Below are 26318 nucleotides of genomic sequence, written 5' to 3'. Positions count from 1 at the left end.
TACGGCGGCGCTACATTTAAAACCACGGCATTCTCCAGCATGGTGCACGCTTGCGCAATTTCTGGCGCCAACCGGCTGTCGTATGCCTGTAGGATAATGAGCCCATTTGACTGGCTGACAACTCAGAGCAAAGTTCATGCCTCATTGGTTGATGAAGTCCGAACCCGAAGAATTATCCATCCACAGCCTACAACGCCTCGGCCGCACACGCTGGGACGGCGTACGCAACTATCAGGCACGCAATTTCCTGCGCAGCATGACCGTCGGCGACCTGTTCTTTTTTTATCATTCGAGCTGCCCCGAGCCGGGCATCGCCGGAATCGGCCGGATCATTGCTGCGAATTACCCTGATCCAACGGCGCTTGACCCGCACAGCCCTTATTACGACGCCAAAGCCAGCAGCGAGAAAAACCCCTGGAGCGCCCTCGACGTGGAGTTCGTCGAAGCCTTCCCGCGAGTGATCCCGCTGGCGCGCCTGAAGGCTGAAGCAGCGCTGGCCGAACTACCCTTGGTACAGAAAGGCAGTCGCCTCTCGGTGATGCCCGTCAGTGCCAGCGAATGGACGACAGTCTGCGCCATGCGTTGAGCAATACGGCAATGAGTAATGGGCGACGGGAACAGAAACGTTGCACGACACGCAACCGCCATTCGCCCGCTCCGCCAACTGGAAAGCAGCCTCAAGACCCAGGTTGAAGACCTGTACCGCAGCGCCCGGCGCTGAAACCATCATGCTCGCCTCTCTCGCGAAGACTGGGAGCTGGAGGCACGCTTCTCCTTACAGCACTTCAGCGGCTATCAAGCCATCCAGCGGCACAATTGCACCTGCATCCGGGGTCGCAGTTGAGTGATGACGGGGCGCTAACAGCCGCCGCAGCCTGCGCCCGTTACTGAACGATCAGGTTGTTGAACAGCAGGTCCTCCACCAGCGGCTTGCCCTCCTCCTGAGTCAGCACCTGCTGCACCTGCTTCAGCGCTTCCTGGCGCAGCTTCTCCTTGGCCTCGACATTGCCCAGGGTGTCTTCGGTTTGCTGCGAGAACAACATGACCAATTGATTGCGAATCAGCGGCTCATGGTGCTCGACCCGCTCCTCGGCTTCACTGCCGGTGACCCGCAAGGCGATATCGGCCTTGAACACCTTCAACTTCGGGCCGACACCATAATTACCCACCAGCGCCGGCACCAGGCTGACATAGGCCGCCTTGGGCGCCTTGTCCTCTTCGCTTTTTTCTTCCTGGGCCAAGGCTGAAAATGGCAGGGATAGAGCCAACAACAATAGGATCCAGGCTTTCACAGGGACACATCCTCGACAAAGTATGCCGCCTAGCATAGCCATAGCGGAGCGCCGACCCAAGCCCAACGCTTATACACCCCTATCAAGCCAGACCATGCTCGTTGACCGGCCGACCCACGCACCTACACTGCTTGGCCATAACTCTGCGAGGAATGCCCCGATGAAAGCCGTGTTGTGCAAAGCCTTCGGCCCTGCCGAAACGCTGGTACTGGAAGAAGTCGCCAGCCCCGAAGCGAAGAAGAACGAGATTCTGCTCGATGTGCATGTCGCCGCAGTCAACTTCCCGGACACCCTGATCATCGAGGGCAAGTACCAGTTCAAGCCACCCTTCCCGTTCTCCCCGGGCGGCGAAGCAGCGGGCATAGTCGCGGCGGTTGGCGAGAAAGTCAGCCACGTCAAACCCGGTGATCGGGTCATGGCGCTGACCGGCTGGGGCAGCTTTGCCGAACAGGTCGCCGTACCCGGCTACAACGTAATGCCAATCCCAGCCGACATGGACTTCGCCAACGCCGCCGCCTTCGGCATGACCTACGGCACCTCGATGCACGCCCTCAAGCAACGCGCCAACCTGCAAGCGGGTGAAACCCTGCTGGTGCTCGGCGCCTCCGGTGGCGTCGGCCTGGCCGCGGTGGAAATCGGCAAGGCCATGGGCGCCCGAGTCATCGCCGCCGCCAGCAGCGCCGAGAAACTCGCGGTGGCCAAGGCCGCCGGCGCCGATGAGCTGATCAACTACAGCGAAGTCAGCCTGAAAGACAAGGTCAAGGAGCTGACCGGCGGCCAAGGCGCGGACGTGATCTACGACCCGGTCGGCGGCGACCTGTTCGACCAGGCCGTTCGCTCCATCGCCTGGAATGGCCGCCTGCTGGTCGTCGGCTTCGCCAGCGGACGCATCCCCGAGTTGCCAATCAACCTGACGCTACTCAAAGGCGCGGCGGTGGTCGGCGTATTCTGGGGCGCTTTCGCTCAACGCCAACCACTGGATAATGCCGCCAACTTCGAGCAGCTGTTCCAATGGTACGCCGCCGGCAAGGTCAAGCCCCTGGTCTCGCAGACCTTCCCGCTGACCCGGGCCGCCGACGCGATCAACGCCCTCGGCCAACGCAAAGCGGTGGGCAAAGTGGTGGTACGGGTGCGCTAGGTTGGCGTTGAGCGTGCGAAGCCCGGCGTCGACGGCATCCCGCCGGGCTTCGCACGCTCAACCGAGGTATTCACCAACCCTATAAATGGGTGAGGGGAAACCGAAAAGCCGCCCGCAGGCGGCTTTTTCATGGCACCGGGGTCAGCCCCTTGGCGCGTAGGCGAACACATCCGCGCGCATCTGATGGGCATCCATCCCGGCCGCAATCAGCGCATCCAGCGTGGCGTAAACCATGGTCGGCGAGCCACTGGCGTAGACGTGCAACGGTTTCAGGTCGCCGAAATCTTCACGCACCGCCTCATGCAAAAGGCCGCAGCGCCCCTCCCAGCCACAGACGTCGCTGACGACTTTATGCAGGTGTAGATCGGGCAATTGCAGCCAGTCGCTCCAGTGCGGCAACTGGTAGAAATCCTCGGGTCGCCGCGCACCCCAGTAGAGGTGTACCGGATGCTTGAACCGCGTGGCACGGCAATGCTCGATCAAACTGTGCATCTGCGCCATGCCGGTGCCGGCGGCGATCAGGATCAGCGGCCCATCCGGCAACTCCGCCAGGTGTGCATCGCCGAACGGCAGCTGCACTTCGACCAGCGGTGTGCGTCGCAGCTGGTCGAGCACGGTCAAGGCACTCGCCTCGCGGCCGAGAATATGCAACTCCAGGTCTCGCCCCTCGGAAGGTGCCGAAGCCAGGGAAAACGCCGATTGCTCGCCATCTTCGCGCTGCAACAGCAGGTATTGCCCGGCGTGATAACGCGGCAACTTACCCGCAGGCGCACGCAGACGCACGCGCCAGACATCGCCGCCCACCTCCACGCACTCGCTGACCTGACAGCTGAGCTTGCGCAGCGGCAACTCGCCCGGCGCCAGCACCCCATCCCAATACAGCACGCAATCTTCCAGCGGCTCGGCCAGACAGGTGAACAGCTCGCCCTGGTCACGCACATCGCCATTCTGGCGCACACAGCCCTCGACCAGCAGCGCCGCGCAGATATGACAATTGCCATTGCGACAGCTCTGCGGGCAGTCGTAACCGAGCCGGCGCGCGGCATCCAGAATGCGCTCACCGGAGTGCATCTCGAGCACGGCACCTGAGGGTTGCAGGGTGACTTTCATCAATCTATTCCAAGGTCCTTCCACAACTCATCGACCCGGCGCTTGACGGCCTCGTCCTGAACAATCACCCGACCCCATTCGCGCGTAGTCTCGCCCGGCCACTTGTGGGTGGCGTCCAGGCCCATCTTCGAGCCGAGGCCGGAGACGGGCGAGGCGAAGTCCAGGTAGTCGATCGGCGTATTGTCGATCAATACCGTGTCGCGCGAGGGGTCCATGCGCGTGGTGACGGCCCAGATCACGTCATTCCAATCGCGGGCATTCACATCGTCGTCGGTGACGATAACGAACTTGGTGTACATGAACTGTCGCAAAAACGACCAGACCCCGAGCATGACGCGCTTGGCGTGGCCCGGGTACTGTTTCTTGATGGTGACCACCGCCATGCGGTAGGAACAGCCTTCCGGCGGCAGGTAGAAATCGGTGATCTCCGGGAACTGCTTCTGCAGGATCGGCACGAACACCTCATTCAGCGCCACCCCGAGAATCGCCGGCTCATCCGGCGGCCGCCCGGTGTAGGTGCTGTGGTAAATCGGCTTGATGCGATGAGTGATGCGCTCGACGGTAAATACCGGGAAGCGGTCGACCTCGTTGTAATAGCCGGTATGGTCGCCGTAGGGACCTTCGTCAGCCATCTCGCCGGGGTGGATCACCCCCTCGAGGACGATCTCGGCGCTGGCCGGCACCTGCAGCTCATTGCCGCGGCACTTGATCAGCTCGGTGCGGTTGCCGCGCAGCAGGCCGGCGAAAGCGTATTCGGAAAGGCTGTCCGGCACCGGGGTGACCGCGCCGAGGATGGTCGCCGGGTCGGCGCCTAGGGCTACGCTCACCGGGAACGGCTGACCCGGATATTTTTCGCACCACTCGCGATAATCCAACGCGCCGCCACGGTGGCTGAGCCAGCGCATGATCACCTTGTTGCGACCGATCACCTGCTGACGATAGATGCCGAGGTTCTGCCGCTCCTTGTTCGGCCCCTTGGTGATGGTCAAGCCCCAGGTGATCAGCGGGCCGACGTCACCGGGCCAGCAGGTCTGCACCGGCAGTTTGCCGAGGTCGACGTCGTCACCCTCTTCGATCACTTCCTGGCACGGCGCGTCCTTGAGCACCTTGGGCGCCATGGCGATGATCTTCTTGAAGATCGGCAGCTTCGACCAAGCATCCTTCAGCCCTTTGGGCGGCTCGGGCTCTTTCAGAAAAGCCAGCAGTTTGCCGATTTCGCGCAACTCGCTGACCGCTTCGGCACCCATGCCCAGCGCCACGCGCTGCGGGGTGCCGAACAGATTGCCGAGCACCGGCATGTCGAAACCGGTCGGGTTCTCGAACAACAGGGCCGGTCCCGCACGCCGCAGGGTACGGTCGCAGATCTCAGTCATTTCCAGGACGGGCGAAACCGGGGCGTTGATGCGTTTCAGCTCGCCGCGCTGTTCCAGGCCACGGATAAAGTCGCGCAGGTCGCGATACTGCATGCTTGAGCCTCATAGCGGCGTGCGAGTCGGGCACAAAGTTTAGCGCCGAACCCGGTCACTCAGAAGGGTGTATCTGCGATATGCAGGTAGCAAAAAGCCGGGTTGCCCCGGCTTTCGCAAGACTTCCAGCGCTTACTTGCGCTTCATCGACTGGAAGAATTCATCGTTGGTCTTGGTCGCTTTCAGGCGATCGAGCAAGAACTCGATAGCGGCGATCTCGTCCATCGGGTGCAGCAATTTACGCAGAATCCACATGCGCTGCAGCTCGTCCTCGGCAGTCAGCAACTCTTCGCGGCGGGTGCCGGAGCGGTTGATGTTGATGGCCGGGAACACCCGCTTCTCAGCGATGCGACGGTCCAGGGGCAGCTCCATGTTGCCGGTACCCTTGAACTCTTCGTAGATCACTTCGTCCATCTTCGAGCCGGTTTCCACCAACGCGGTAGCGATGATGGTCAGCGAACCGCCTTCTTCGATGTTCCGTGCCGCGCCGAAGAAACGTTTCGGTTTCTCCAGGGCGTGGGCGTCGACACCACCGGTGAGGACCTTGCCGGAGCTCGGGATCACGGTGTTGTAGGCACGCGCCAGACGGGTGATGGAGTCGAGCAGGATGACCACGTCCTTCTTGTGCTCGACCAGGCGCTTGGCCTTCTCGATCACCATCTCGGCGACCTGCACGTGGCGGGTCGGCGGTTCGTCGAAGGTCGAAGCGACCACTTCGCCGCGCACGGTGCGCTGCATCTCGGTCACTTCTTCCGGGCGCTCATCGATCAGCAGGACGATCAGGTGGCACTCGGGGTTGTTACGGGTGATGTTGGCCGCGATGTTCTGCAGCATGATGGTCTTACCGGCTTTCGGCGGTGCGACGATCAAGCCACGCTGACCCTTGCCGATTGGCGCGCAGAGGTCGATGACACGGCCGGTCAGGTCTTCGGTGGAGCCGTTACCGGCCTCCATGACCAGACGCTTGGTGGGGAACAACGGCGTCAGGTTTTCGAACAGAATCTTGTTCTTGGCGTTCTCGGGACGGTCGTAGTTGATCGTGTCGACCTTGAGCAACGCGAAGTAACGCTCGCCTTCTTTCGGCGGGCGGATCTTACCGACGATGGTGTCGCCGGTGCGCAGATTGAAGCGACGGATCTGGCTCGGCGAGACGTAGATATCGTCCGGGCCGGCCAGGTACGAGGCGTCCGCGGAGCGGAGGAAGCCGAAGCCGTCCTGGAGGATCTCCAGCACGCCATCACCGGAAATTTCCTCGCCGCTTTTCGCGTGCTTTTTCAATAGAGAGAAAATCACATCCTGCTTGCGCGAACGGGCCATATTTTCTATGCCCATCTGTTCGGCCATTTCGAGCAGTTCGGTAATCGGCTTTTGCTTGAGTTCAGTCAGATTCATATAGGAATGACGTAATCGTGAAGGAGGGGGAAATAAGCATTTAGCTTATGAGGCCGCGCCGCAGAGAGGCGACAGGATCGCCTGCTTGTTTATCGAAAGTATTCGAGTAGGAATGCGTCGGCGACGGCTTGCAGAGAGCAACGGAGGAACCGTTGCGAGGCCGAATGTACCACCGGCTTGACGGAGCGTCTAGTCTCGCACCATGAAAAAAGCCCCGCAATGTGCGGGGCCTTTCAAGCAAGGCGCAGATTTCCTGACAATCGCTTAGATGTTGCTGTCGAGGAAGGCGGCCAGTTGCGATTTGGACAGCGCGCCGACCTTGGTCGCCTCGACGTTGCCGTTCTTGAACAGCATCAGGGTCGGGATGCCACGCACGCCATACTTCGGCGGCGTGTCCTGGTTTTCGTCGATGTTCAGCTTGCAGACTTTCAGTTTGCCTTGATAGGTCTGGGCGATTTCGTCCAGGACCGGGGCAATCATCTTGCATGGGCCGCACCACTCAGCCCAATAATCGACCAGCACCGGGCCGTCTGCCTGGAGCACATCCTGATCGAAGCTGGCGTCGCTGACGTGGATGATGAGTTCGCTCATGGAAAGTCTCCGTGTTCGGAAGCAAAAAAGTGACTGCCATCATAGCCCGGCTTTTCTGACACAGGAAGGCAAGCGCAATTGAGCTTATCTATCGGTCAGCACAAAATTATCTGCAACTCAGTCGCCCAGCGTGACGAAAGCGATGCCCGTGCGCAAGGCCGCCGCACGAATATGCTGGCGCATGGCCTTCTGCGCCGAACCCGCCGCATGCCGGCCGAGCGCCAACAAAATCTTGCGATGCTCCTGCCAGGTTTCCATCGCTCGCTCCGGGCGAATGAAGGGCAACTTCTGGCTCTCCAGAAAAATATCCGCGCTGGAGGTGACGATACCCAGCATCGCCTGGTTGCCACTGGCCTGCAGAATGCGCCGATGGAAATCGAAATCGAGCCGCGATGCATGGTCGAAATCACTGGCGCGCAAGGCCAGACGCATCTGCTCGACATTGTCCTGCAAGGCATCCAATTCTTCAGCAGTCAGCGTCGCGGCAGCCAGGCCACAGGCAAAACCCTCCAGGGCAAACCGCAACTGGAAGGTATCAGCCGCTGACACCTGCTCGGCGAACGGCCAGGCAAACCCGCCAGGTGTCGGCGAGGCAGGCGGCTCCTGAACGAATACCCCCTTGCCCGCCTGCACACTGACCAACCCCAGAGCACTGAGCGACGACAAGGCTTCGCGTAGCGAGGCCCGGCTGACACCCAGGCGCTCGGCCAGGTCGCGCTGCGAGGGCAGCGCATCGCCGGGGCGATAGCCTTCCTCGTCAATCAGCCTGCGAATCGCTTGCAGGGCGTATTCGGGTACGGCACGTGGAACGGAAGCTTGCATCACTGTTCAGGCCAGTCAGTCCAGTAAAAGCAGCCTTTGTACGGCGAGAACGGCCTACCAGGCAAGCGACGCCCCGTTTTCAACCACGCCTCGACACCACCGCACCTAGATGGAGCGAGCCGTCTACTGACCAATCAGTCAGCTTATTAACTGTTCAGACCAGTAAGACCTTGTTTTACAAAAGCAATAATCGTAAGTGCATGAATCAAATGATATTGGCATAGCTGATGCAGTTACCACTCCATCGAAATCGTTAGAATTTCATCGCTAAACCGGAAGACAATCATGACTAAAGCTCACCGCAACCTACTCGGCATCCTGTTCGCCAGCCTGACGTTCAGCATGGCCACGGCATCTGCCGACGGCCTCAGCGACATCACTGAACGCGGCGTACTCAAGGTCGCCGTGCCCCAGGACTTCCCGCCCTTTGGCTCGATCGGCCCGGACATGCAACCGCGCGGCCTGGACATCGACACCGCCCAACTGCTGGCCGACAAACTGGCGGTCAAGCTGGAACTGACCCCGGTCAACAGCACCAACCGCATTCCCTTCCTGACCACCGGCAAGGTCGACCTGGTGATTTCCAGCCTCGGCAAGAACCCCGAACGCGAACTGGTCATCGATTTCTCCAGCGCCTACGCACCGTTCTACCTGGGCGTGTTCGGCCCCGATGAGCTGGCACTGACCAGCCTCGACGAACTCAACGGCAAGACCGTCAGCGTGACCCGCGGCGCCATCGAAGACATCGAGCTGAGCAAGGTCGCACCCAAGGGCTCGACCATCAAACGCTTCGAAGACAACAACTCAACCATCGCGGCCTACCTTTCCGGTCAGGTCGACCTGATCGCCAGCGGCAACGTGGTAATGGTCGCGATCAGCGAACGCAACCCGAAACGCATTCCAGCGATGAAGGTGAAGCTCAAGGATTCGCCGGTCTATGTCGGCGTGAACAAGCAGCAGCCGGAACTGCTGGCCAAGGTCAACGCCATTCTCGCCACAGCGAAAATCGATGGCAGCCTGAATGCAATCAGCGAGAAATGGCTGAAGCAACCCCTGCCAGCCGGTCTGTAAGCACACTGTGTAGCCAGGAGGCCTGATATGGCGTACCAGTTCGACTTCATTCCCGTGCTGCAAAATGCCGATCTATTGCTAGAAGGCGCACTTTTTACGCTGGGCCTGACCGCTGTTGGCACCCTGCTCGGGGTCGGGCTGGGCACGCTTGGCGCGGTGCTGCGCGCCTGGCAGATCAAGCCATTCAATCGGCTGTTCGGGCTCTATGTGGAGCTGATCCGCAACACGCCTTTTATCGTCCAGTTGTTTTTCATTTTCTTCGGCCTGCCCGCGCTGGGCCTGCGCATGAATGAGTGGGAAGCGGCGGTGCTGGCGATGGTGATCAACCTCGGCGCCTACTCCACCGAGATCATCCGTGCCGGTATCCAGGCCATTCCCCACGGCCAGTTGGAGGCGGCATCGGCATTGGCCATGAGCCGCTTCGAGATTTTTCGCCATGTGGTGCTACGCCCGGCGCTGGCCAAGGTCTGGCCGGCGCTGTCGAGCCAAATCATCATCGTCATGCTCGGCTCGGCGGTGTGCTCGCAGATTTCCACGGAAGAACTCAGCTTCGCCGCCAACTTCATCCAGTCGCGCAATTTCCGCGCCTTCGAGACCTACCTGATCACCACCCTGCTGTACCTGGGCATGGCCATCCTGATCCGCCAGCTGCTGGCCTGGATCGGCCGCCGTTTCATTATCGGAGGCCGCGTCTGATGGACTTCACGCTCTGGGACATCCTGCGCAACCTGCTGCTCGGCCTGCAATGGACACTGCTGCTGTCGCTGGTCGCCTTTGTCTGTGGCGGCCTGACCGGCCTGCTGATCCTGTTGGCCCGCATCGCTCACCGGCAGGCGCCGCGCCTGCTGGCCCGCGGTTACATCGAACTGTTCCAGGGCACGCCGTTGCTGATGCAGTTGTTCATGGTGTTCTTCGGCGCCTCGCTGCTCGGCTTCGATGTGTCGCCCTGGCTGGCTGCTGCCACCGCGCTGACGCTGTTCACCAGTGCCTACCTCGCGGAAATCTGGCGCGGCTGCGTCGAATCGATTTCCCGCGGTCAATGGGAGGCTTCTGAAAGCCTGGCCATGACCCGCCTGGAAGTACTGCGCCACGTGATTCTGCCGCAAGCCCTGCGCGTCGCCATCGCCCCGACCGTGGGTTTCTCGGTGCAGGTGGTGAAAGGCACGGCGGTGACCTCGATCATCGGCTTTACCGAACTGACCAAAACCGGCGGCATGCTGGCCAACGCCACCTTTGAGCCGTTCATGATTTACGGCCTGGTGGCGCTCGGCTACTTCCTCCTCTGCTACCCCCTGTCGTTTGCCGCACACCGCCTGGAAAGGAGGCTGAATGTCACTGCTTAACGTCACCGCCCTGCACAAATACTACGGCGACAACCACGTGCTAAAAGGCATCGACCTTGACGTCGAGGAAGGCCAGGTGGTCGCCATTATCGGCCGCAGCGGCTCGGGCAAGAGCACCTTGCTGCGCACCCTGAACGGCCTGGAGTCGATCAACGATGGGGTGATCGAGGTCGATGGCGACTATATCGACGCCGCCCGCGCCGACCTGCGCAGCCTGCGACAAAAAGTCGGCATGGTGTTCCAGCAGTTCAACCTGTTCCCGCACCTCTCGGTGGGCGAGAACATCATGCTCGCGCCGCAGGTGGTGAAGAAGGTATCGCGCAGCGACGCCGCAGAGCTGGCACGGCAGATGCTCGAGCGGGTCGGCCTGGGCGAAAAGTTCGACGCCTACCCCGAGCGCCTCTCCGGCGGCCAGCAGCAGCGTGTGGCCATCGCCCGCGCCCTGGCGATGTCGCCCAAGGTCCTGCTGTGCGACGAGATCACCTCGGCGCTCGACCCCGAACTGGTCAACGAGGTGCTGGCGGTGGTCAAGCAGTTGGCCAGCGAGGGGATGACCCTGATCATGGTCACCCACGAAATGCGCTTCGCTCGCGAGGTCGGCGACAAGCTGGTGTTCATGCACCAGGGCAAGGTGCATGAGGTGGGTGACCCGAAGGCGCTGTTCGCCAACCCGCAAACGCCCGAGCTGGCCAGCTTCATCAGCTCCGTCAACCTGTGAGTGCCGCACGGCCACCCGCAGTTGCCGTGCCACTGCAGGTAGAACCCTTGAGCCGCGAGGCCTTCGCCGCCTTCGGCGAGGTGCTGGAGGCCGAAGGCGCGACGCAGTTCCCGATCAATGCCGGCACCACCACGCGCTACCACGACCTGGCCCGCATCGAGGCCAGCGGTACGGATGCGCGCGTGCTGCTCAACCTGTTCGAAGGCCAGGCCTGGCACTCGCCAGTACAGATCCGCCTGCTCGAACGCCATCCGCTGGGCAGCCAGGCGTTCTACCCGGTCGATGGCGCCCGCATGCTGATCGTCGTGGCGCCGGCCGGAGAACTCGACGAACGGGCGATCCGCGCCTTTATCAGCACCACTGGCCAGGGTATCAACTACGCTACCGGCACCTGGCATCACCCACTGCTGTGCCTGGAGCGGGCGGGGCGCTTCGTGGTGGTGGATCGCGGCGGCAATGGCCATAACTGCGACGAACGCTGGCTGCAGATACCCTTGGAGGTCAGTTTCTAGTCCCCGCACCAGGGCCTGCGACATCAGTATGCGTTGGCGCGCCCGGCCTATCGTGGCAGGATAACGCGCTCAAGCATCGAGACCTTCAGACCATGCCGCTAACGCCTGCCAAGCACTTCTCCATGATCGCCGCCATCGACCTCGGCTCGAACAGCTTCCATATCGTTCTGGCTAAAGCCGACCACGGTGAAATCCGCATTCTTGAGCGGCTCGGTGAGAAGGTGCAACTGGCGGCCGGGATCGATGAACAGCGCGAGCTCAACGAAGAGTCGATGCAGCGCGGCCTCGATTGCCTGCGGCGCTTTGCGCAGCTGATCAATGGTCTGCCGCCGGGCGCCGTGCGCGTGGTCGGCACCAATGCCCTGCGCGAAGCGCGCAACCGCAATACCTTCATTCGCCGCGCGGAAGAAATTCTCGGCCACCCGGTAGAAGTCATCTCAGGCCGCGAAGAGGCCCGACTGATTTACCTGGGCGTCTCGCACACCCTGGCCGACACCCCGGGCAAACGCCTGGTGGCGGATATCGGCGGCGGCAGCACCGAGTTCATCATCGGCCAGCGCTTCGAGCCGTTGCTGCGCGAAAGCCTGCAGATGGGCTGCGTCAGCTACACCCAGCGCTATTTCCGCGACGGCAAGATCACCCCGGCGCGCTATGCCCAGGCCTACACCGCCGCACGCCTGGAGTTGATGGGCATCGAGCACGGCCTGCACCGCCTGACCTGGCAGGAGTCGGTGGGCGCCTCGGGCACCATCCGCGCCGTCGGCCTGGCGATCAAAGCCGGCGGCCATGGCAGCGGCGAAGTAAACGCCGAGGGCCTGGCCTGGCTCAAGCGCCGAGTGCTCAAGCTCGGCGAAGTGGACAAGCTGGACATGGACGGGATCAAACCGGACCGCCGCGCCATCTTCCCGGCCGGCCTGGCGATTCTCGAAGCGATCTTCGATGCCCTGGACCTGCAACGCATGCACCACTCCGAAGGAGCGCTGCGCGAAGGCGTGCTCTATGACCTGCTCGGCCGCCATCACCATGAGGACGTCCGCGAGCGCACCCTCAGCGCGATGATGGAGCGCTACCACGTCGACCTGGAGCAGGCACTGCGGGTCGAGCTCAAGGCGCTGCAGGCGTTGGATGACGTGGCCACGGCCTGGGAACTGGACGATGACTGGCACCGCGAACTGCTGAGCTGGGCGAGCAAGGTGCATGAGGTCGGCCTGGACATCGCCCACTACCAGTACCACAAGCACGGCGCCTACCTGATCGAACACTCGGACCTGGGCGGCTTCTCCCGCGAAGACCAGCAAATGCTGGCGCTGCTGGTGCGTGGCCACCGGCGCAACATACCCAAGGACAAGTTCGCCGAGTTCGGCGATGAAGGCATCAAACTGATGCGCTTATGCGTACTGCTGCGCTTCGCCATCCTCTTCCACCACATCCGCGGCACTCAGGAAATGCCACGGGTGCAGCTGAAGGCCGGGGCACAGAGCCTGGAGCTGCTGTTCCCCGAAGGCTGGCTGGCCGCCAACCCGCTGACTCAGGCCGACTTCGAGCAGGAGGCCGAATGGCTCAAGCGCATCGGTCTGAGCCTCAGCGTACGCTGAGGGGCAGGTTGGTCAGTTTGTCCAGCAGGCCGGCCTGGGCATTGCGCGGGTTCTGATTGCCGGTCGGACTCGACCGCAGGTAGCGCCCATCCGGCTGCAACACCCAGCTCTGGGTGTTGTCGGTGAGGTAGGACTCCAACTCCTTCTTGACCCGCAGAATCAGCTTCTTGCCTTCCACCGGGAAGCAGGTCTCGACCCGTTTATCCAGGTTGCGCTCCATCCAGTCGGCACTGGAGAGGTAGATCTTCTCGTCGCCGTCATTCAGGAAGTAGAAAACCCGCGTGTGTTCGAGGAAGCGGCCGATGATCGAGCGCACGTGGATGTTGTGCGACACCCCCGGAATACCTGGCCGCAGGCAGCACATGCCACGCACCACCAGATCGATCCGCACGCCGGACTGGCTGGCCTTGTACAGCGCGCGAATGATCTTCGGGTCGGTCAAGGAGTTGAACTTGGCCATGATGTGCGCGGGCTTGCCCTCGCTGGCCAGCAGCGTTTCCCGCGCGATCATGTCGAGCAAGGATTTCTTCAGGGTGAAAGGCGCGTGCAGCAGCTTCTTCATGCGTAACGTCTTACCCATGCCGATCAGTTGGCTGAACAACTTGGAGACGTCTTCGCAGAGCGCGTCATCCGAGGTGATCAGGCTGTAGTCGGTGTACAGGCGCGCGTTGCCGGCGTGGTAGTTGCCGGTGCCAAGGTGGGCGTAACGGACGATCTCGCCGCTCTCGCGGCGCAGGATCAGCATCATCTTGGCGTGGGTCTTGAAGCCGACCACACCATAGATCACCACCGCGCCCGCCGCTTGCAGGCGGCTGGCCAGTTGCAGGTTGGACTCTTCGTCGAAACGCGCACGCAACTCGATCACCGCAGTGACTTCCTTGCCGTTACGCGCGGCGTCCACCAGGGCGTCGACGATCTCGGAGTTGGCGCCGCTGCGGTACAGCGTCTGCTTGACCGCCAGCACCTGCGGGTCTTTCGCCGCTTGGCGCAGCAGGTCGACCACCGGGGTGAAGGACTCGAAGGGGTGCAGCAGAAGGATGTCCTGCTTGCTGACCACGCTGAACAGGTTGTCGCTGTTCTGCAGCAGCTTGGGGATCACCGGGGTGAACGGCGTGTATTGCAGCTCCGGGTGGCTGGCCAGGCCGGTGATGCTGAACAACCGCGTCAGGTTGACCGGGCCGTTGACCCGGTACAGCTCGGTTTCGCTCAGGTTGAACTGCTTGAGCAGGTAATCGGACAGGTGCTTCGGACAGGTGTCGGCCACCTCCAAACGCACCGCGTCGCCATAACGGCGCGAGAACAGCTCGCCACGCAGGGCGCGGGCCAGGTCTTCGACATCCTCGGTATCCACCGACAGGTCGGCGTTACGGGTCAGACGGAACTGGTAGCAGCCCTTGACCTTCATGCCCTGGAACAGATCGTCGGCATGGGCGTGGATCATCGAGGACAGGAACACGTGGTTATCGCCCGCGCCACAGACCTCTTCGGGGACCTTGATCACCCGCGGCAGCAGACGCGGCGCCGGAATGATCGCCAGACCGGAGTCGCGACCGAACGCATCCACCCCTTCGAGCTCGACGATGAAGTTCAGGCTCTTGTTCACCAGCAGCGGGAACGGGTGGGTGGGGTCGAGGCCGATCGGCGTGATGATCGGTGCGATCTCATCGCGGAAATAACGCCGCACCCAGGCCTTGAGCTTGGCCGTCCAGTGGCGGCGGCGGATGAAGCTGATGTGGTGCTTGGCCAGCGCCGGAAACAGCACGTCGTTGAGAATGGCGTACTGGCGGCCGACCTGCTCGTGCACCAGGTCGCTGATCCGCGCCAGCACCTGGTGCGGCTGCATGCCATCGGCACCGGCCTGCTCGCGGGCGAAGGTGATCTGCTTCTTCAGGCCGGCGACGCGGATTTCGAAGAACTCATCCAGGTTGCTGGAAAAGATCAGCAGAAACTTCAGCCGCTCCAGCAACGGATAGGACTCATCCAGCGCCTGTTCCAGCACGCGGATGTTGAACTGCAGTTGCGACAGCTCGCGGTGGATGTACAGGTTGCTGTCATCCAGGCTCGGCACACTGATCAAGGCGGGCGCGTGGCTCAGCTCCGGTAACGGCTCCACGGGCGACAGCAGCGGCAGCAGCGCCACCGGCTCTTCTTCAGCCGGCGCCACCACAGGTTGTGCTTCAAGCAATTCAGTACTGCTGAGTCCTTCGGTATTCATCGCATCTTCCCAGGGGGGCTTACTGCCCCCGTTTTAACAGTTCTGCCGCACGGATGGCGAAATAGGTAAGGATGCCATCGGCGCCAGCACGTTTGAAGGCGGTGAGGGATTCCAGAATCACCGCCTCGCTCAGCCAGCCGTTTTCGATCGCCGCCATGTGCATGGCGTACTCGCCACTCACTTGGTAGACAAAGGTGGGCACGCGGAATTCCTCTTTGACCCGCCAGAGGATGTCCAGATAGGGCATACCCGGCTTGACCATGACCATGTCCGCGCCCTCGGCCAGGTCGGCGGCGACTTCATGCAAGGCCTCGTTGCCGTTGGCCGGGTCCATCTGGTAGGTGGCCTTGTTGCCTTTGCCGAGGTTGGCGGCCGAGCCCACCGCATCGCGGAACGGGCCGTAATAGGCGCTGGCGTACTTGGCCGAATAGGCCATGATCCGCACGTTGGTATGGTCCGCCAGCTCCAGCGCTTCGCGGATGGCCTGGATGCGCCCGTCCATCATGTCCGATGGCGCGACCACCTGCGCACCCGCGGCGGCATGGGAGAGCGCCTGCCGGACCAGCGCATCGACGGTGATGTCGTTCTGCACGTAGCCGTCTTCGTCGAGGATACCGTCCTGGCCATGGGTGGTGAACGGGTCGAGCGCCACGTCGCTGATCACCCCCAGTTCCGGGAAGCGCTCACGCAACGCACGGATGGCGCGCTGGGCAATGCCCTCCGGGTTCCAGGCCTCGCGGCCATCCAGGGATTTCTTCTCCAGCGGCGTCACCGGGAATAGCGCCAGCGCCGGAATGCCCAAGGCGACCCAGGCCTCGGCCTCTTGCAGCAGCAGATCGATGGACAGGCGTTCGACGCCCGGCATGGAAGGAATCGCTTCGCGGCGGTTTTCACCGTCCAGCACGAATACCGGCAGGATCAGATCGTCGACCGTCAGCACATTCTCCCGCACCAGGCGGCGGGAAAAGTCGTCACGGCGGTTGCGCCGCAGGCGGGTAGCGGGGAACAGACGATTGGCGGGGGTAAAGCTCACGACAGACTCCAGGGCCCGCACAGACGGGCGAGTGTGACAGTTATAGGCCGCCATTATGACCAAAGAATGACAGCTGGCGCGCCCGTGCGACGGCACGCCGCAGATATTTTCCAGCACCGCCCGGATCAGTCGCGAACCCTCGACACGCTTTCCCCTGACGCTCAGGCGGGTTAGGCTGCGCGTTCATTTCGCCACTCACATAGGCTCTGTTGACATCTAATGACGAACCGCGCTGTCGCCCGAAGGGCCGGGCCTGCAGTTGCGCAGAGCGGTGTTACTCGTCGTTTATTTGGAACAACCAAACCGCACTCCTCGCGCCTTGCCCTGCGCAACTGCAGGCTCCGGCGCGGCCGTCATTGAATGTCAACAGAGCCTAACGATGCTCCAACAATTCCTGCAGGATTTCGGCTATTTCGCCTTGTTTCTCGGCACCTTCTTCGAAGGCGAAACCATCCTGGTTCTGGCCGGCTTCCTCGCGTTCCGCGGTTACATGGATATCAACGTGGTGGTTGCCACGGCCTTTTTTGGCAGCTATGCCGGTGACCAACTCTGGTACTTCCTGGGGCGCAAACACGGGCGCAAATTTCTCGCCCGCAAACCACGCCTGCAGAAAATGGGCGTCAAAGCCCTGAGCTACATTCAGCGCCACCCGGATATCTGGGTGTTGAGCTTTCGCTTCGTCTACGGCATGCGCACCGTGATGCCGATCGCCATCGGCCTGTCCGGTTATCCGCCGCTGCGCTATCTGGTATTGAACGGCATCGGCGCGATCGTCTGGGCGACCGCGCTGGGCTTCGCGGCCTTCCACTTCGGCTCAGTGCTGGAGGGCATGCTCGGCAATATCAAACGCTATGAGCTGTGGGTGCTCGGCGGCCTGATCCTGCTTGGCGCCATCCTCTGGCTGCGCCGGCGGCTGAAGACACCCAAGATCTGATCAGGCCGGCACCGCTCTCGAGCCCTGGCGCGTCAGGTACAGCAGCGCCAGGGCGCTGAACAGGCTGTAGCCGGCCAGCAGCGGCCAGGCCAAGCCACTGACCGGCAACAAACCCGCCTGCTGCGCCAACCACAAGGCCGGCAGGTTCAAGCCCAGGCGCAGGACCTCCAGCCAAACCGCCTGCGGGCGGCTCTCCAGCCAGACGCCCAGCACATACAAACCGAACGCCATCCAGCCCCAACCGAGCAGCAGCACTGGCAGCGTCTGGCTCTCGCCCAGCGCCAGCAGGTAGCTACCGGCACCGACATAGAGCGCGAACTGCAGCACCGCGTAGAGCTTCTGCGCGCCGCCCAGCGGTATGTCGAACTTACTGAACTGCGCCAGATCCGGCTTGCTATGCGGGTATTTCGCCGCGACATCGGCCGGCCGCCAGCCGGTGCGCATGAACCAGATGCGCAACTTGTCCCACCCCGATTCGGCGCGTACGGCATCCTGCCAAAGCTGGACATAAAACTGCAGGTTGGCCCACAACGGGTTCCAACTGGCCAGCGGCGTGGTCACGCCGAAAATCACCGGCTCTTCGTCCAACTCCTCTTGAAAGGTGGCGAACAGCCGATCCCAGACGATGAACACGCCACCATAATTACGATCCATGTACACGGCGTTCTGCGCGTGGTGCACGCGGTGGTTGGAGGGTGTGATCAACAGCCATTCCAGCCAGCCCAGCTTGGGCACATGGCGGGTATGCACCCAGAATTGATAGAGCAGATTCAGCGCGGCGACGGTGAGAAACACCAGCGGCGGCACCCCGAGCAGTGCCATCGGCAGATAGAAGATCCAGCCGAAAAGAAAGCCACTGCTGGTCTGGCGCAGCGCGGTGGAGAGGTTGTACTCCTCGCTCTGGTGGTGCACCGAATGCGCCGCCCAGAGCACATTGCGCTCATGGCCTAGACGGTGGTTCCAGTAGTAGCAGAAGTCATAGAAGACGAAGGCGAACAACCACACCCAGAGGCTTTGCGCCGACAGCTCGAATAACCCCCAGTGCTGCCAGGCGAAACTGTAGGCGAGCAGGCCGAAGCCCTTGGTCAGCAGGCCGCTGGTGGTCGACAGTACGCCGGCGCTGAGGCTGTTGATCGAGTCGGCGAGACGGTAGGTGCTGACCCCGCGCCAGCGATCGGCAAGCAGCTCCAGGGCGATCAGCAGGAAGAAAAAGGGCACGGCGTAAAGCACGTAATTCATGGCTCACCCATATCGTTATGCCTGGCCGGAGGCTAGGATTGTCTTAGCGTCATGCTAGTCCAACTACCTGCCCGCCCTGCGGGCGCGACGTGACAACCTGAGCGGCATTTGGCGACAGCCCAGCGGGTTACGCAGACGGACACAGGCATCGCGGCACAACTACTCCACCGCGGCGGCGGTCCAAGGTTTTAGCAACCCCAGCTTTCAGTTACGGCTCAGGCATTTCCAGAGGCAACCCTGGTCAGGCACTGCGGCCACCCCATCGAGTGACGAGGAGTCGCTATGCATAAGAAAGTTGCTGTAATCCTCTCCGGCTGCGGTGTCTATGATGGCGCCGAAGTCTACGAAAGTGTGATCACCCTGCTGCGCCTCGACCAACGCGGCGCCCAGGTGCAGTGCTTTGCACCGAACATCGCCCAGCTGCATGTGATCGACCACCTCACGGGCGAGGAAATGCCCGAGTCACGCAACGTACTGGTGGAAGCGGCGCGCATCGTCCGCGGCCAGATCAAGGACCTGCGCGAAGCCAACGCCGAGGATTTCGATGCGCTGATCCTGCCCGGCGGCTTTGGCGCGGCCAAGAACCTCTCCGACTTTGCCAGCGCGGGTGCGGCCTGCAGCGTGCAACCCGAAGTGCTGGCGCTGGCCCAAGCCTTCGCCGCCGCGAAAAAACCGCTGGGGCTGATCTGCATCGCCCCGGCGCTGGCGGCGAAAATCTATGGTCGCGGCGTGATCTGTACCATCGGCACCGATACCGAGACCGCCGCGACCCTGAGCGAGATGGGCGCACAACCGCAAGACTGCAGCGTCGACGAGATAGTCGAAGACCCTCAGTACAAACTGGTCTGCACCCCGGCCTATATGCTCGCGCAGTCGATCAGCGAAGCCGCTTCCGGTATCAACAAACTGGTCGACCGCGTGCTCGAGCTGGCCGTTCCAGAACACTGAACCCGGGCCGGGTCAACCGCCCAGCGGTGAAACCCGGTGCACACCCGCCGCGCAACAGGCCAATCCCGCCAATCGCCGCGACACTCGCGCCGCGCCTCTGTTCAAGCCGGCGCACTTGCTGCAGCGTGCTAAGCCTACCCCTCAGCGGCAGAGCCAGCATGCCCGAACAACCCTTCGAACTCAGCGCAGAACTGCAGCAGGCGGTGAGCAGTTTTTTCCAGCGCATCCCCTTCAACCAGGTGCTCGGCATCCAACTGGGCGAGTTGTCGGCCGAGCGGGTGGTGATGTATCTGCCGATGAAAGCCGAGCTGATCGGCAACTTCGTCCACGGCATTCTGCACGGCGGCGTAATCGCTTCGCTGCTGGATGTAGCCGGCGGGGCCATGGCCTTGATCGGTGCCTTCGAGCGTCACCAACATCTGGCCAGCGCCGAACGCATGGCGCGGCTGTCCAAGCTCGGCACCATCGACTTGCGCATCGATTACCTGCGCCCGGGCCGCGGCCAGCACTTCACCGCACAGGCCGTGCTGCTACGTTCCGGCAATAAGGTCGCGGTGGTGCGCAGCGAGCTGCATGCCGACGACGGCACTCTGGTGGCGGTCGGCACCGGCACCTACCTATGCGGATGATAGCCAGGTGATCCGCGGCTTACTCGCGGAGCGCTGCGCCAGTTGCGGCTGGACCCCGCCTGCGCGGGGATGACGAAACGCCCTAGACAGAATCAGGCCTAGCGCAGCAACCGCGTAAGAATACGATCCAGGGCATTGGCGAAGGCTTGTTTCTCGCGCTCACCGTAGGGTCCCTGCCCCCCACCGACCTGGCCTTGCTCACGCAAATCGGTGAACAGGTTGCGCACCGCCAGGCGCTCACCCATGTTCCCCGCATCGAACTCACGCCCGCGTGGATCGAGTGCCGCCACGCCTTTCTTGATCAACCGATCGGCCAACGGCACATCGCTGCAGATCACCAACTCGCCGGGCTGCGCATGCTCGACCAGGTAATCATCGGCCGCATCCGGGCCGCTCGGCACCACGATCAGCCGCACACAGGCGAACGCCGGCTTGATCTGGCTCTGCCCAGCCACCAGCAACACCTCGAACTTGCGCTTCAGGGCGAACTTGGTCAATTGCTCCTTGGCCGCCTTCGGGCAGGCGTCCGCGTCGATCCAGACTCGCATCGGGGAATTTCCTCGACAAGGTTACGAAAACGGGCGAGCAGTATCGCACTGCTCGCCCGCGCGGCTTCAGTTGGTGCCGAGTCGACGGTTTGCGGCCAGGCGGCTGCGGCCGTAGAGCACGGCAATCGCCGTCAGCGCGATGCCCTGCGCCAGCAACGAGTAGGCATCGGCGTGGATGCCCAGCCAGTCGAAGTCGAAGAACGGCACCGGGTGAATGCCGAACACACCGGCCTCCTGCAGGGCTTTCACGCCATGTCCGGCGAAGACCACGGAGAGCGCGCACAACAGCGCGGCGTTGATGCCGAAGAACAGCCCCAGCGGCAAGCGCGCCGAACCGCGCAGGATCACCCAGGCCAGACCGATCAGCAGCACGCTCGCCGTGGCGGCACCGGCCAGCACCGCGCCATGGCCGGCAGGACCGGCCTGCAGCCAGAGGGTTTCGTAGAACAGGATGACTTCGAACAACTCGCGATAGACCGAGAAGAACGCCAGCACCGCAAAGCCGAAACGGCCACCGCCACCGACCAGGCTGTTCTTGATGTAATCCTGCCAGGCCGCGGCGTGCCGCCGGTCGTGCATCCACACCCCGAGCCACAACACCATGACGCTGGCGAACAGCGCCGTGGCGCCCTCCAACAGTTCGCGCTGCGCGCCGCTGACGTCGAACAGATAGGCCGCCACAGCCCAGGTCAGCACGCCAGCGACCAGCGCCAGGCCCCAACCGATATGCACGCTGCGCAGCGCCGATTGCTGCCCGGTGTTGCGCAAAAAGGCCAGCACCGCCGCCAGCACCAGAATCGCTTCCAGGCCTTCGCGCAGCAGAATCAACAAGGCCGAAACATAGCTCAGCGACTGGCTCAGGCCATCGCTGCCGAGCAATTTCGCCGCCGCCTGCAATTTGCTCTTGGCCAGTTCCAGCCGCTGCGCCGCCTGCGCCACCGGCAAGCCATCCTGCAGCGCCTGACGGTAAGCCATCAGGGCTTTTTCGCTGTCTTTACGCACCGTCGCGTCGACATTGTCCAGCGAGCTTTCCACCAGCTCGAAACCTTCCAGGTAGGCCGCCACCGACAAGTCATAGGCCTGGTCGCGGTCGCCATCGCGGTAAGCCGCCAGGCTCTTGTCCAATGTCGCGCCGGTGTAGTCGAGCAATTGCTGCGGCCCGCGTTGCACCTGCGGCGGCTGCGCGCGCTGGGCGCGGAAGACCGCCGCAGCGGCCTCGCCTTGCGCACTGCCGACCTCGGCCGGAGTCTGGCGCGCCAACTGCGCCAGGTCGAAACCCTGCCCCTTGGCCGCCGCGCCATCCGCGCTGAACCCGGCGATATAGACCGCCAGATCCCAGCGCTGGCGCTCGTCCAGCTGATCGGCGAAGGCCGGCATATCGGTGCCCTCGATGCCCAGCCCGAGGGTATTGAACAGGTCGTAGAGGCTCAGGCGATCAAGCCGCGTGGCATCGCGCAGATTCGCCGGTGGCGGCTCCAGGCCAATCCCGGCCGGGCCGTCGCCAGCGCCGCTGTCGCCGTGACAGACCGCGCAATGCTGGGCATAGAGCGGCGCCCCGCGCGTGGGGTCCGGGGTGATCAGCGGTGCCTGGCTGACCTCATAGGCCGCCGCCAGTTGTGCACCGATCTGCCGAGCCTGACGCGCCACATCCGCGCCGTCCTGGCGCTGGGCGATGGCCTCGCGCAGGCTGACCACACCCTGCTCCAGCGCTCCACGCTCGGCACGGGCCGGCAGGGCCACGACCAGCCCTTGCAGCACGCCAAGGAATTCCAGCTGCTCGCGGTATTCCGCCTCGTCGATCACCTGGCCGGCATTCACCGTTGCCGGGTAGTCCGCGCTGATGTAATCGAGCAGGTGCAGCGCCTGGGCCGCGCACTCCACCGGACCGGCCAGTGCATTGAGGCTGAACAAGGCCAGCAGCGGTAACAGCCAGAACAACAGGCGGGGAGATGCGAACATAATTCAATCCCGAATAAGAATGGGTGGCATTGTTACCTCCCTAACGATCTCACTCAAGTCTTGATCCGCGGCGTTCTACCAGCAACGGGCGCCCGAACTCAGGCCACAGCCGGCCAAACTGACACCGGCAAAGGCCCACGGACGAGCCTGACCAGCACGGGCCAAGCCACGTAAGGTGCGGACTAGAGAAGGAAAATGCAGCGCGGCACAGGCCGCAAGGAACAGCGCGAGCAGCCGAGTCCAGGCGCCGCCAAGGTGCGACGCGAGGACGCAGGCAACCTAACGAGGACTCAGGTTGTCGCCCGGCGCACAGTGGCCAGCAATGCCGCGGCACCGACGAACAAAGTGGCGAACGTCCGATTCATCAGGCGCTGCTGACGCGGCGTGCGCAGCAAACGCAGGACCCGCGCGGCCAGCCCGGTGTAACCGGCCATCACGATCAGATCGACCGTGATCATGGTCGCGCCCATGGTCAGGTACTGCGCCAGCAGCGGCGCCTGCGGATCGATGAATTGCGGCAACACCGCCAGCATGAACACCACGGCTTTCGGGTTGCTGACGTTGACCAGAAAGCCCCGCAGCACCAATGTCAGCGGCCGGCCGATTGGGCGGTCGGCTGAATCACTGGCCAGATCGCTGGGTAGCGCCTGCCATTGCTTCACCGCCAGGTAGACCAGATAGCCGACGCCGAACCACTTGATCAGGCTGAAGGCCAGTGCCGAAGTGGCGAGAATCGCACCGACCCCGGCAGCGACGATGGCGATCTGCAAGGCCAGCCCCAGTTGCAGGCCGAGGGCATTCCAGTAGCCGCGCCAGAAACCGTACTGCAGCCCGCAGGACATCGACGCAATGGCGCCGGCACCCGGCGACAGGCTGATCACCCAACAGGCGACGAAAAAGGCGAGCCAGGTCTCAAGCAGCATGGCGCTGACCTCAGGAAATAGGAACGGGCAACAACCTTACGCCGCCCCGCTCCGGCTGCCTAGAGCCGGAGCGGGCGTGCGGATCAGTCCGGGCTGTTCTTGCGCAGGTGCACAGGCTCTTCCTGCTTGGCTTTGCCGGTGCGCATGCGGATGTTGATCATCTCCACCGCCAACGAGAACGCCATGGCGAAGTAGACGTAACCCTTGGGCACGTGCACCTCGAACGCTTCGGCGATCAACACCGTACCGACCACGATGAGGAACGACAGGGCGAGCATCTTCAGCGACGGGTGCTTGTCGATATAGGCGCTGATGGTACCGGCGGCCAGCATCATCACACCGACCGAAATAACGATCGCGGCGACCATCACCGGCACGTTCTGCACCAGGCCGACGGCGGTGATCACCGAGTCGAGGGAGAAGATGATATCGATGATGGCGATCTGCGTGATGATCCCCATGAAGCCATAGACCTTACCGCCGGCCTTCTGCTCTTCCTCGGCGCCTTCCAGGCCGTGGTAAATCTCAGCGGTGCTCTTGAACAGCAGGAACAGGCCGCCGAAGAACAGGATCAGGTCGCGCCCGGAAATCCCCTGTTCCATCACCGTGAACAAATCATTGGTCAGACGCATGACCCAGGTGATCGACAGCAGCAGCAGGATCCGCGTACCCATCGCCAAGGCCAGGCCAAAGAACCGCGCCTTGGGTTGCTGATGCACCGGCAGCCGGCTGACCAGAATCGAAATGAAGATGATGTTGTCGATGCCGAGGACGATTTCCAACGCCGTCAGGGTCAGAAAGGCGACCCAGATCTCCGGACTCATTAGCCATTCCATGCAAATACCTCAATTCAAAGGGGAGTGAGTAAAACCCTGCTCACCGGCGTCGCGAACGCAACCGACAGTGAACAGCTTAAGGGTTAATCGACCTGGGCCAACTGTTGTTCCAGGCTTTCCAAGTGTTCCAGTGCCGTCATCCAGGCCTCTTCCAGTTCACCTTCGTGGACTTTCAGCTTGGCCTGCTCGGCGAGCAGATCACGTAGTTCATCTTTGCGCGCAGCTTCGTAGACGGCCGCATCGCCGAGGCGGGCTTCCAGAGCGGCGAGCCGCTCATGCAGCGCCCCGAGCTCCTTCTCCAGCTTATCGGCCTCGCGCTTGTGCGGCGCCAGCTGCTGACGCAGCGCTGCCGCGGCCTGACGCTGGGCGCGCTTATCGGTCTTGTCCGCGGCCGGGGTTGTCGGGCTGACCGGCGCCTGCCGCGCGCGGTAGTCGACCAGCCAGCGCGCGTAGTCTTCGAGGTCGCCCTCGAACTCCTGGATGCGCCCTTCGGCGACCAGCAGGAACTCGTCGGTGGTGCTTTTCAACAGGTGACGGTCGTGGGAAACCACCAGCACCGCACCGGCGAAATCCTGTAGGGCCATGGTCAGCGCCAGGCGCATTTCCAGGTCGAGGTGGTTGGTCGGCTCATCCAGCAGCAACAGGTTGGGCTTGCCCCAGGCGATCAGCGCCAGGGCCAGCCGGGCCTTTTCGCCGCCGGAAAAATTCAGCACCGGCTCATCGCAACGCGGGCCACGGAAATCGAAACCGCCGAGGAAATCTCGCAACGTCTGCTCGCGCTCGTTCGGCGCCAGACGTTGCAGGTGCAGCAACGGGCTGGCCTTGTCGTCGAGCGAGTCCAATTGGTGCTGGGCGAAATAGCCGACCACCAGGTTCTCGCCGCGCACCAGTCGACCAGCGAGCGGTTCCAACTCGCCGGCCAGGGTTTTGATCAGGGTCGACTTACCCGCGCCATTGGGCCCGAGCAAACCGATCCGCGCACCGGGCGCCAGACCCAGCTTGACCTTCTCCAGCACCGTTTTTTCGCCATAACCGAGGCGGCCTTCGCTCAGGTCGAGCAGCGGGCTGGAAATCTTGTCCGCCTCGCGGAAGGTGAAATCGAACGGTGAGTCGACATGGGCGGCGGACAACTCTTCCATCCGCTCCAACGCCTTGATCCGGCTTTGTGCCTGGCGGGCCTTGGTCGCCTGCGCCTTGAAGCGCGCGATGAATTTCTCCATGTGCGCGCGCTGCGCCTGTTGCTTCTCGTAGGCCTGCTGCTGTTGGGCCAGACGCTCGGCGCGAGCGCGCTCGAAAGCCGAGTAACCGCCGCGATAGAGCGTCAGCTTGCGCTGTTCGACATGGGCGATGTGATCGACCACGGCATCGAGAAAATCCCGGTCATGGGAGATCAGTAGCAACGTACCGGGGTAGCTTTTCAGCCAATCTTCCAGCCAGAGGATCGCATCGAGATCCAAGTGGTTGGTCGGCTCGTCCAGCAACAGCAAGTCCGACGGGCACATCAGCGCTTGCGCCAGGTTCAGGCGCATCCGCCAGCCACCGGAGAAGCTGCCGACCTGACGGTCCATCTGCTCGTTGCTGAAACCCAGGCCGGCGAGCAATTTGCGCGCCCGCGCATCGGCGGTGTAACCGTCGGCGCTGTCCAGCTCGGCATGCAGGCGCGCCTGCGCGGCACCGTCATGGGCGGCTTCGGCGGCAGCCAAATCGGCTTGCACCTGACGCAGGCGAATGTCGCCATCGAGCACGTAGTCCACCGCCACCCGGTCGAGGACATCGACCTCCTGGCGCATGTGGGCGATCCGCCAGTCGGCAGGCAAGCGGCAGTCGCCGGAATCCGGGCTCAACTCGCCGCGCAGCAGGGCGAACAGGCTGGACTTGCCGGCACCGTTGGCACCAATCAGGCCGGCTTTCTGACCGGGGTGCAGCGTCAACTCGGCGTCTTCTAACAAACGCTGCGGGCCACGCTGTAAAGTGAGGTTTTCTAGTCGAATCATAATGGCGGCG

Annotated in this window: 25 protein-coding genes; 11 read left to right on the top strand and 14 right to left on the bottom strand. The window is 62.7% G+C overall.

Features of this window, described 5'->3' with window-relative positions:
- Nucleotides 1-136 precede the first annotated feature (136 nt).
- Complete coding sequence (locus AC3IYG_RS01450) at nt 137-586, top strand: EVE domain-containing protein (RefSeq protein ID WP_489311947.1); 450 nt, start codon at nt 137-139, stop codon at nt 584-586.
- Nucleotides 587-884: 298 nt separating this feature from the next.
- On the opposite strand, the gene AC3IYG_RS01445 is transcribed toward AC3IYG_RS01450, so the two are convergent.
- Complete coding sequence (locus tag AC3IYG_RS01445; protein WP_489311946.1) at nt 885-1292, bottom strand: flagellar basal body-associated protein FliL; 408 nt, start codon at nt 1290-1292, stop codon at nt 885-887.
- 160 nt (nt 1293-1452) lie between these two features.
- Here AC3IYG_RS01445 and AC3IYG_RS01440 point away from each other — a divergent pair, with 160 nt between their 5' ends.
- On the top strand, nt 1453-2430 hold the full coding sequence (locus AC3IYG_RS01440; protein WP_489311945.1) for an NADPH:quinone oxidoreductase family protein: 978 nt from the start codon (nt 1453-1455) through the stop codon (nt 2428-2430).
- A 141-nt stretch (nt 2431-2571) separates the two neighbouring features.
- On the opposite strand, the gene AC3IYG_RS01435 is transcribed toward AC3IYG_RS01440, so the two are convergent.
- The 5 genes from AC3IYG_RS01435 to AC3IYG_RS01415 form a co-directional block, all read right to left on the bottom strand.
- Entirely contained in the window at nt 2572-3540 is a 969-nt protein-coding gene (locus AC3IYG_RS01435) for a CDP-6-deoxy-delta-3,4-glucoseen reductase (RefSeq protein WP_489311944.1), read from the bottom strand.
- Nucleotides 3540-5006 carry a 4-hydroxy-3-polyprenylbenzoate decarboxylase gene (ubiD, locus tag AC3IYG_RS01430; protein ID WP_489311943.1) on the bottom strand — a complete coding sequence of 489 codons (1467 nt, stop codon included), beginning with the start codon at nt 5004-5006 and terminating at the stop codon, nt 3540-3542. Before ubiD ends, AC3IYG_RS01435 begins: the two co-directional genes overlap by 1 nt.
- 132 nt (nt 5007-5138) lie before the next feature.
- On the bottom strand, nt 5139-6398 hold the full coding sequence (gene rho / locus AC3IYG_RS01425) for a transcription termination factor Rho (RefSeq protein WP_489311942.1): 1260 nt from the start codon (nt 6396-6398) through the stop codon (nt 5139-5141).
- Nucleotides 6399-6662: 264 nt separating this feature from the next.
- The gene (trxA, locus tag AC3IYG_RS01420) at nt 6663-6989 is read right to left on the bottom strand and encodes a thioredoxin TrxA (protein ID WP_489311941.1); all 327 of its coding nucleotides are present in this window, start codon (nt 6987-6989) and stop codon (nt 6663-6665) included.
- Between the two features lie 117 nt (nt 6990-7106).
- Nucleotides 7107-7811, bottom strand: coding sequence for a FadR/GntR family transcriptional regulator (locus AC3IYG_RS01415; protein WP_489311940.1), 705 nt, complete (start codon nt 7809-7811; stop codon nt 7107-7109).
- Between the two features lie 285 nt (nt 7812-8096).
- Here AC3IYG_RS01415 and AC3IYG_RS01410 point away from each other — a divergent pair, with 285 nt between their 5' ends.
- The 6 genes from AC3IYG_RS01410 to ppx all read left to right on the top strand — a co-directional run bounded on the left by AC3IYG_RS01410 (nt 8097) and on the right by ppx (nt 13050).
- Entirely contained in the window at nt 8097-8882 is a 786-nt protein-coding gene (locus AC3IYG_RS01410; RefSeq protein ID WP_489311939.1) for a transporter substrate-binding domain-containing protein, read from the top strand.
- A gap of 27 nt (nt 8883-8909) precedes the next feature.
- Nucleotides 8910-9578: an amino acid ABC transporter permease gene (locus AC3IYG_RS01405; RefSeq protein WP_489311938.1), complete on the top strand. Its 669-nt coding sequence runs from the start codon at nt 8910-8912 to the stop codon at nt 9576-9578.
- Entirely contained in the window at nt 9575-10225 is a 651-nt protein-coding gene (locus tag AC3IYG_RS01400) for an amino acid ABC transporter permease (protein ID WP_489313997.1), read from the top strand. Before AC3IYG_RS01405 ends, AC3IYG_RS01400 begins: the two co-directional genes overlap by 4 nt.
- Nucleotides 10212-10943: an amino acid ABC transporter ATP-binding protein gene (locus tag AC3IYG_RS01395; RefSeq protein ID WP_489311937.1), complete on the top strand. Its 732-nt coding sequence runs from the start codon at nt 10212-10214 to the stop codon at nt 10941-10943. Before AC3IYG_RS01400 ends, AC3IYG_RS01395 begins: the two co-directional genes overlap by 14 nt.
- 26 nt (nt 10944-10969) lie before the next feature.
- Nucleotides 10970-11455, top strand: a complete 486-nt coding sequence (locus AC3IYG_RS01390) for an ureidoglycolate lyase (protein WP_489311936.1) — start codon at nt 10970-10972, stop codon at nt 11453-11455.
- Between the two features lie 92 nt (nt 11456-11547).
- Nucleotides 11548-13050 (top strand): exopolyphosphatase, encoded by a 1503-nt coding sequence (gene ppx, locus AC3IYG_RS01385; RefSeq protein WP_489311935.1) that lies wholly within the window; start codon nt 11548-11550, stop codon nt 13048-13050.
- Here ppx and ppk1 read toward each other — a convergent pair.
- Both ppk1 and hemB read right to left on the bottom strand, forming a co-directional pair.
- The gene (ppk1, locus tag AC3IYG_RS01380) at nt 13037-15265 is read right to left on the bottom strand and encodes a polyphosphate kinase 1 (protein WP_489311934.1); all 2229 of its coding nucleotides are present in this window, start codon (nt 15263-15265) and stop codon (nt 13037-13039) included. The genes ppx and ppk1 overlap by 14 nt on opposite strands.
- A gap of 19 nt (nt 15266-15284) precedes the next feature.
- Entirely contained in the window at nt 15285-16298 is a 1014-nt protein-coding gene (gene hemB / locus AC3IYG_RS01375; RefSeq protein WP_489311933.1) for a porphobilinogen synthase, read from the bottom strand.
- Nucleotides 16299-16677: 379 nt separating this feature from the next.
- Here hemB and AC3IYG_RS01370 point away from each other — a divergent pair, with 379 nt between their 5' ends.
- Entirely contained in the window at nt 16678-17232 is a 555-nt protein-coding gene (locus tag AC3IYG_RS01370; protein WP_489311932.1) for a DedA family protein, read from the top strand.
- Here AC3IYG_RS01370 and AC3IYG_RS01365 read toward each other — a convergent pair whose 3' ends face one another.
- Nucleotides 17233-18471 carry a sterol desaturase family protein gene (locus AC3IYG_RS01365; RefSeq protein WP_489311931.1) on the bottom strand — a complete coding sequence of 413 codons (1239 nt, stop codon included), beginning with the start codon at nt 18469-18471 and terminating at the stop codon, nt 17233-17235.
- A gap of 282 nt (nt 18472-18753) precedes the next feature.
- Here AC3IYG_RS01365 and elbB point away from each other — a divergent pair, with 282 nt between their 5' ends.
- Nucleotides 18754-19419, top strand: coding sequence for an isoprenoid biosynthesis glyoxalase ElbB (elbB, locus tag AC3IYG_RS01360; RefSeq protein WP_489311930.1), 666 nt, complete (start codon nt 18754-18756; stop codon nt 19417-19419).
- Between the two features lie 158 nt (nt 19420-19577).
- The gene (locus tag AC3IYG_RS01355; RefSeq protein ID WP_489311929.1) at nt 19578-20048 is read left to right on the top strand and encodes a thioesterase family protein; all 471 of its coding nucleotides are present in this window, start codon (nt 19578-19580) and stop codon (nt 20046-20048) included.
- Nucleotides 20049-20146: 98 nt separating this feature from the next.
- Here the strand turns inward: AC3IYG_RS01355 and AC3IYG_RS01350 are convergent, their stop codons facing one another.
- The 5 genes from AC3IYG_RS01350 to AC3IYG_RS01330 form a co-directional block, all read right to left on the bottom strand.
- On the bottom strand, nt 20147-20596 hold the full coding sequence (locus tag AC3IYG_RS01350) for a YaiI/YqxD family protein (protein WP_489311928.1): 450 nt from the start codon (nt 20594-20596) through the stop codon (nt 20147-20149).
- 66 nt (nt 20597-20662) lie between these two features.
- Nucleotides 20663-22555 (bottom strand): FTR1 family protein, encoded by a 1893-nt coding sequence (locus AC3IYG_RS01345; RefSeq protein WP_489311927.1) that lies wholly within the window; start codon nt 22553-22555, stop codon nt 20663-20665.
- Between the two features lie 290 nt (nt 22556-22845).
- Complete coding sequence (locus tag AC3IYG_RS01340; protein ID WP_489311926.1) at nt 22846-23478, bottom strand: LysE family transporter; 633 nt, start codon at nt 23476-23478, stop codon at nt 22846-22848.
- Nucleotides 23479-23561: 83 nt separating this feature from the next.
- The gene (locus AC3IYG_RS01335) at nt 23562-24314 is read right to left on the bottom strand and encodes a TerC family protein (RefSeq protein WP_489311925.1); all 753 of its coding nucleotides are present in this window, start codon (nt 24312-24314) and stop codon (nt 23562-23564) included.
- A gap of 83 nt (nt 24315-24397) precedes the next feature.
- The gene (locus tag AC3IYG_RS01330; RefSeq protein WP_489311924.1) at nt 24398-26308 is read right to left on the bottom strand and encodes an ATP-binding cassette domain-containing protein; all 1911 of its coding nucleotides are present in this window, start codon (nt 26306-26308) and stop codon (nt 24398-24400) included.
- Nucleotides 26309-26318 lie beyond the last annotated feature (10 nt).

The sequence above is a fragment of the Pseudomonas sp. KH_027 genome (genome assembly GCF_057838565.1).
The sequence above is the reverse complement of the archived record's forward strand: the minus strand, read 5'-3'. Positions and strand labels throughout refer to the sequence as shown.

Excerpts from the sequence above, each read along its gene's own strand:
- AC3IYG_RS01435 (WP_489311944.1), bottom strand. The coding sequence starts at position 3,540 with ATGAAAGTCACCCTGCAACCCTCAGGTGCCGTGCTCGAGATGCACTCC.
- rho (WP_489311942.1), bottom strand. The coding sequence starts at position 6,398 with ATGAATCTGACTGAACTCAAGCAAAAGCCGATTACCGAACTGCTCGAA.
- AC3IYG_RS01330 (WP_489311924.1), bottom strand. The coding sequence starts at position 26,308 with ATGATTCGACTAGAAAACCTCACTTTACAGCGTGGCCCGCAGCGTTTG.
- AC3IYG_RS01340 (WP_489311926.1), bottom strand. The coding sequence starts at position 23,478 with ATGCTGCTTGAGACCTGGCTCGCCTTTTTCGTCGCCTGTTGGGTGATC.
- ubiD (WP_489311943.1), bottom strand. The coding sequence starts at position 5,006 with ATGCAGTATCGCGACCTGCGCGACTTTATCCGTGGCCTGGAACAGCGC.
- AC3IYG_RS01415 (WP_489311940.1), bottom strand. The coding sequence starts at position 7,811 with ATGCAAGCTTCCGTTCCACGTGCCGTACCCGAATACGCCCTGCAAGCG.
- AC3IYG_RS01410 (WP_489311939.1), top strand. The coding sequence starts at position 8,097 with ATGACTAAAGCTCACCGCAACCTACTCGGCATCCTGTTCGCCAGCCTG.
- ppk1 (WP_489311934.1), bottom strand. The coding sequence starts at position 15,265 with ATGAATACCGAAGGACTCAGCAGTACTGAATTGCTTGAAGCACAACCT.
- ppx (WP_489311935.1), top strand. The coding sequence starts at position 11,548 with ATGCCGCTAACGCCTGCCAAGCACTTCTCCATGATCGCCGCCATCGAC.
- trxA (WP_489311941.1), bottom strand. The coding sequence starts at position 6,989 with ATGAGCGAACTCATCATCCACGTCAGCGACGCCAGCTTCGATCAGGAT.
- AC3IYG_RS01355 (WP_489311929.1), top strand. The coding sequence starts at position 19,578 with ATGCCCGAACAACCCTTCGAACTCAGCGCAGAACTGCAGCAGGCGGTG.
- AC3IYG_RS01370 (WP_489311932.1), top strand. The coding sequence starts at position 16,678 with ATGCTCCAACAATTCCTGCAGGATTTCGGCTATTTCGCCTTGTTTCTC.
- AC3IYG_RS01350 (WP_489311928.1), bottom strand. The coding sequence starts at position 20,596 with ATGCGAGTCTGGATCGACGCGGACGCCTGCCCGAAGGCGGCCAAGGAG.
- AC3IYG_RS01365 (WP_489311931.1), bottom strand. The coding sequence starts at position 18,471 with ATGAATTACGTGCTTTACGCCGTGCCCTTTTTCTTCCTGCTGATCGCC.
- elbB (WP_489311930.1), top strand. The coding sequence starts at position 18,754 with ATGCATAAGAAAGTTGCTGTAATCCTCTCCGGCTGCGGTGTCTATGAT.
- AC3IYG_RS01335 (WP_489311925.1), bottom strand. The coding sequence starts at position 24,314 with ATGGAATGGCTAATGAGTCCGGAGATCTGGGTCGCCTTTCTGACCCTG.
- AC3IYG_RS01395 (WP_489311937.1), top strand. The coding sequence starts at position 10,212 with ATGTCACTGCTTAACGTCACCGCCCTGCACAAATACTACGGCGACAAC.
- AC3IYG_RS01345 (WP_489311927.1), bottom strand. The coding sequence starts at position 22,555 with ATGTTCGCATCTCCCCGCCTGTTGTTCTGGCTGTTACCGCTGCTGGCC.
- AC3IYG_RS01440 (WP_489311945.1), top strand. The coding sequence starts at position 1,453 with ATGAAAGCCGTGTTGTGCAAAGCCTTCGGCCCTGCCGAAACGCTGGTA.
- AC3IYG_RS01405 (WP_489311938.1), top strand. The coding sequence starts at position 8,910 with ATGGCGTACCAGTTCGACTTCATTCCCGTGCTGCAAAATGCCGATCTA.
- AC3IYG_RS01450 (WP_489311947.1), top strand. The coding sequence starts at position 137 with ATGCCTCATTGGTTGATGAAGTCCGAACCCGAAGAATTATCCATCCAC.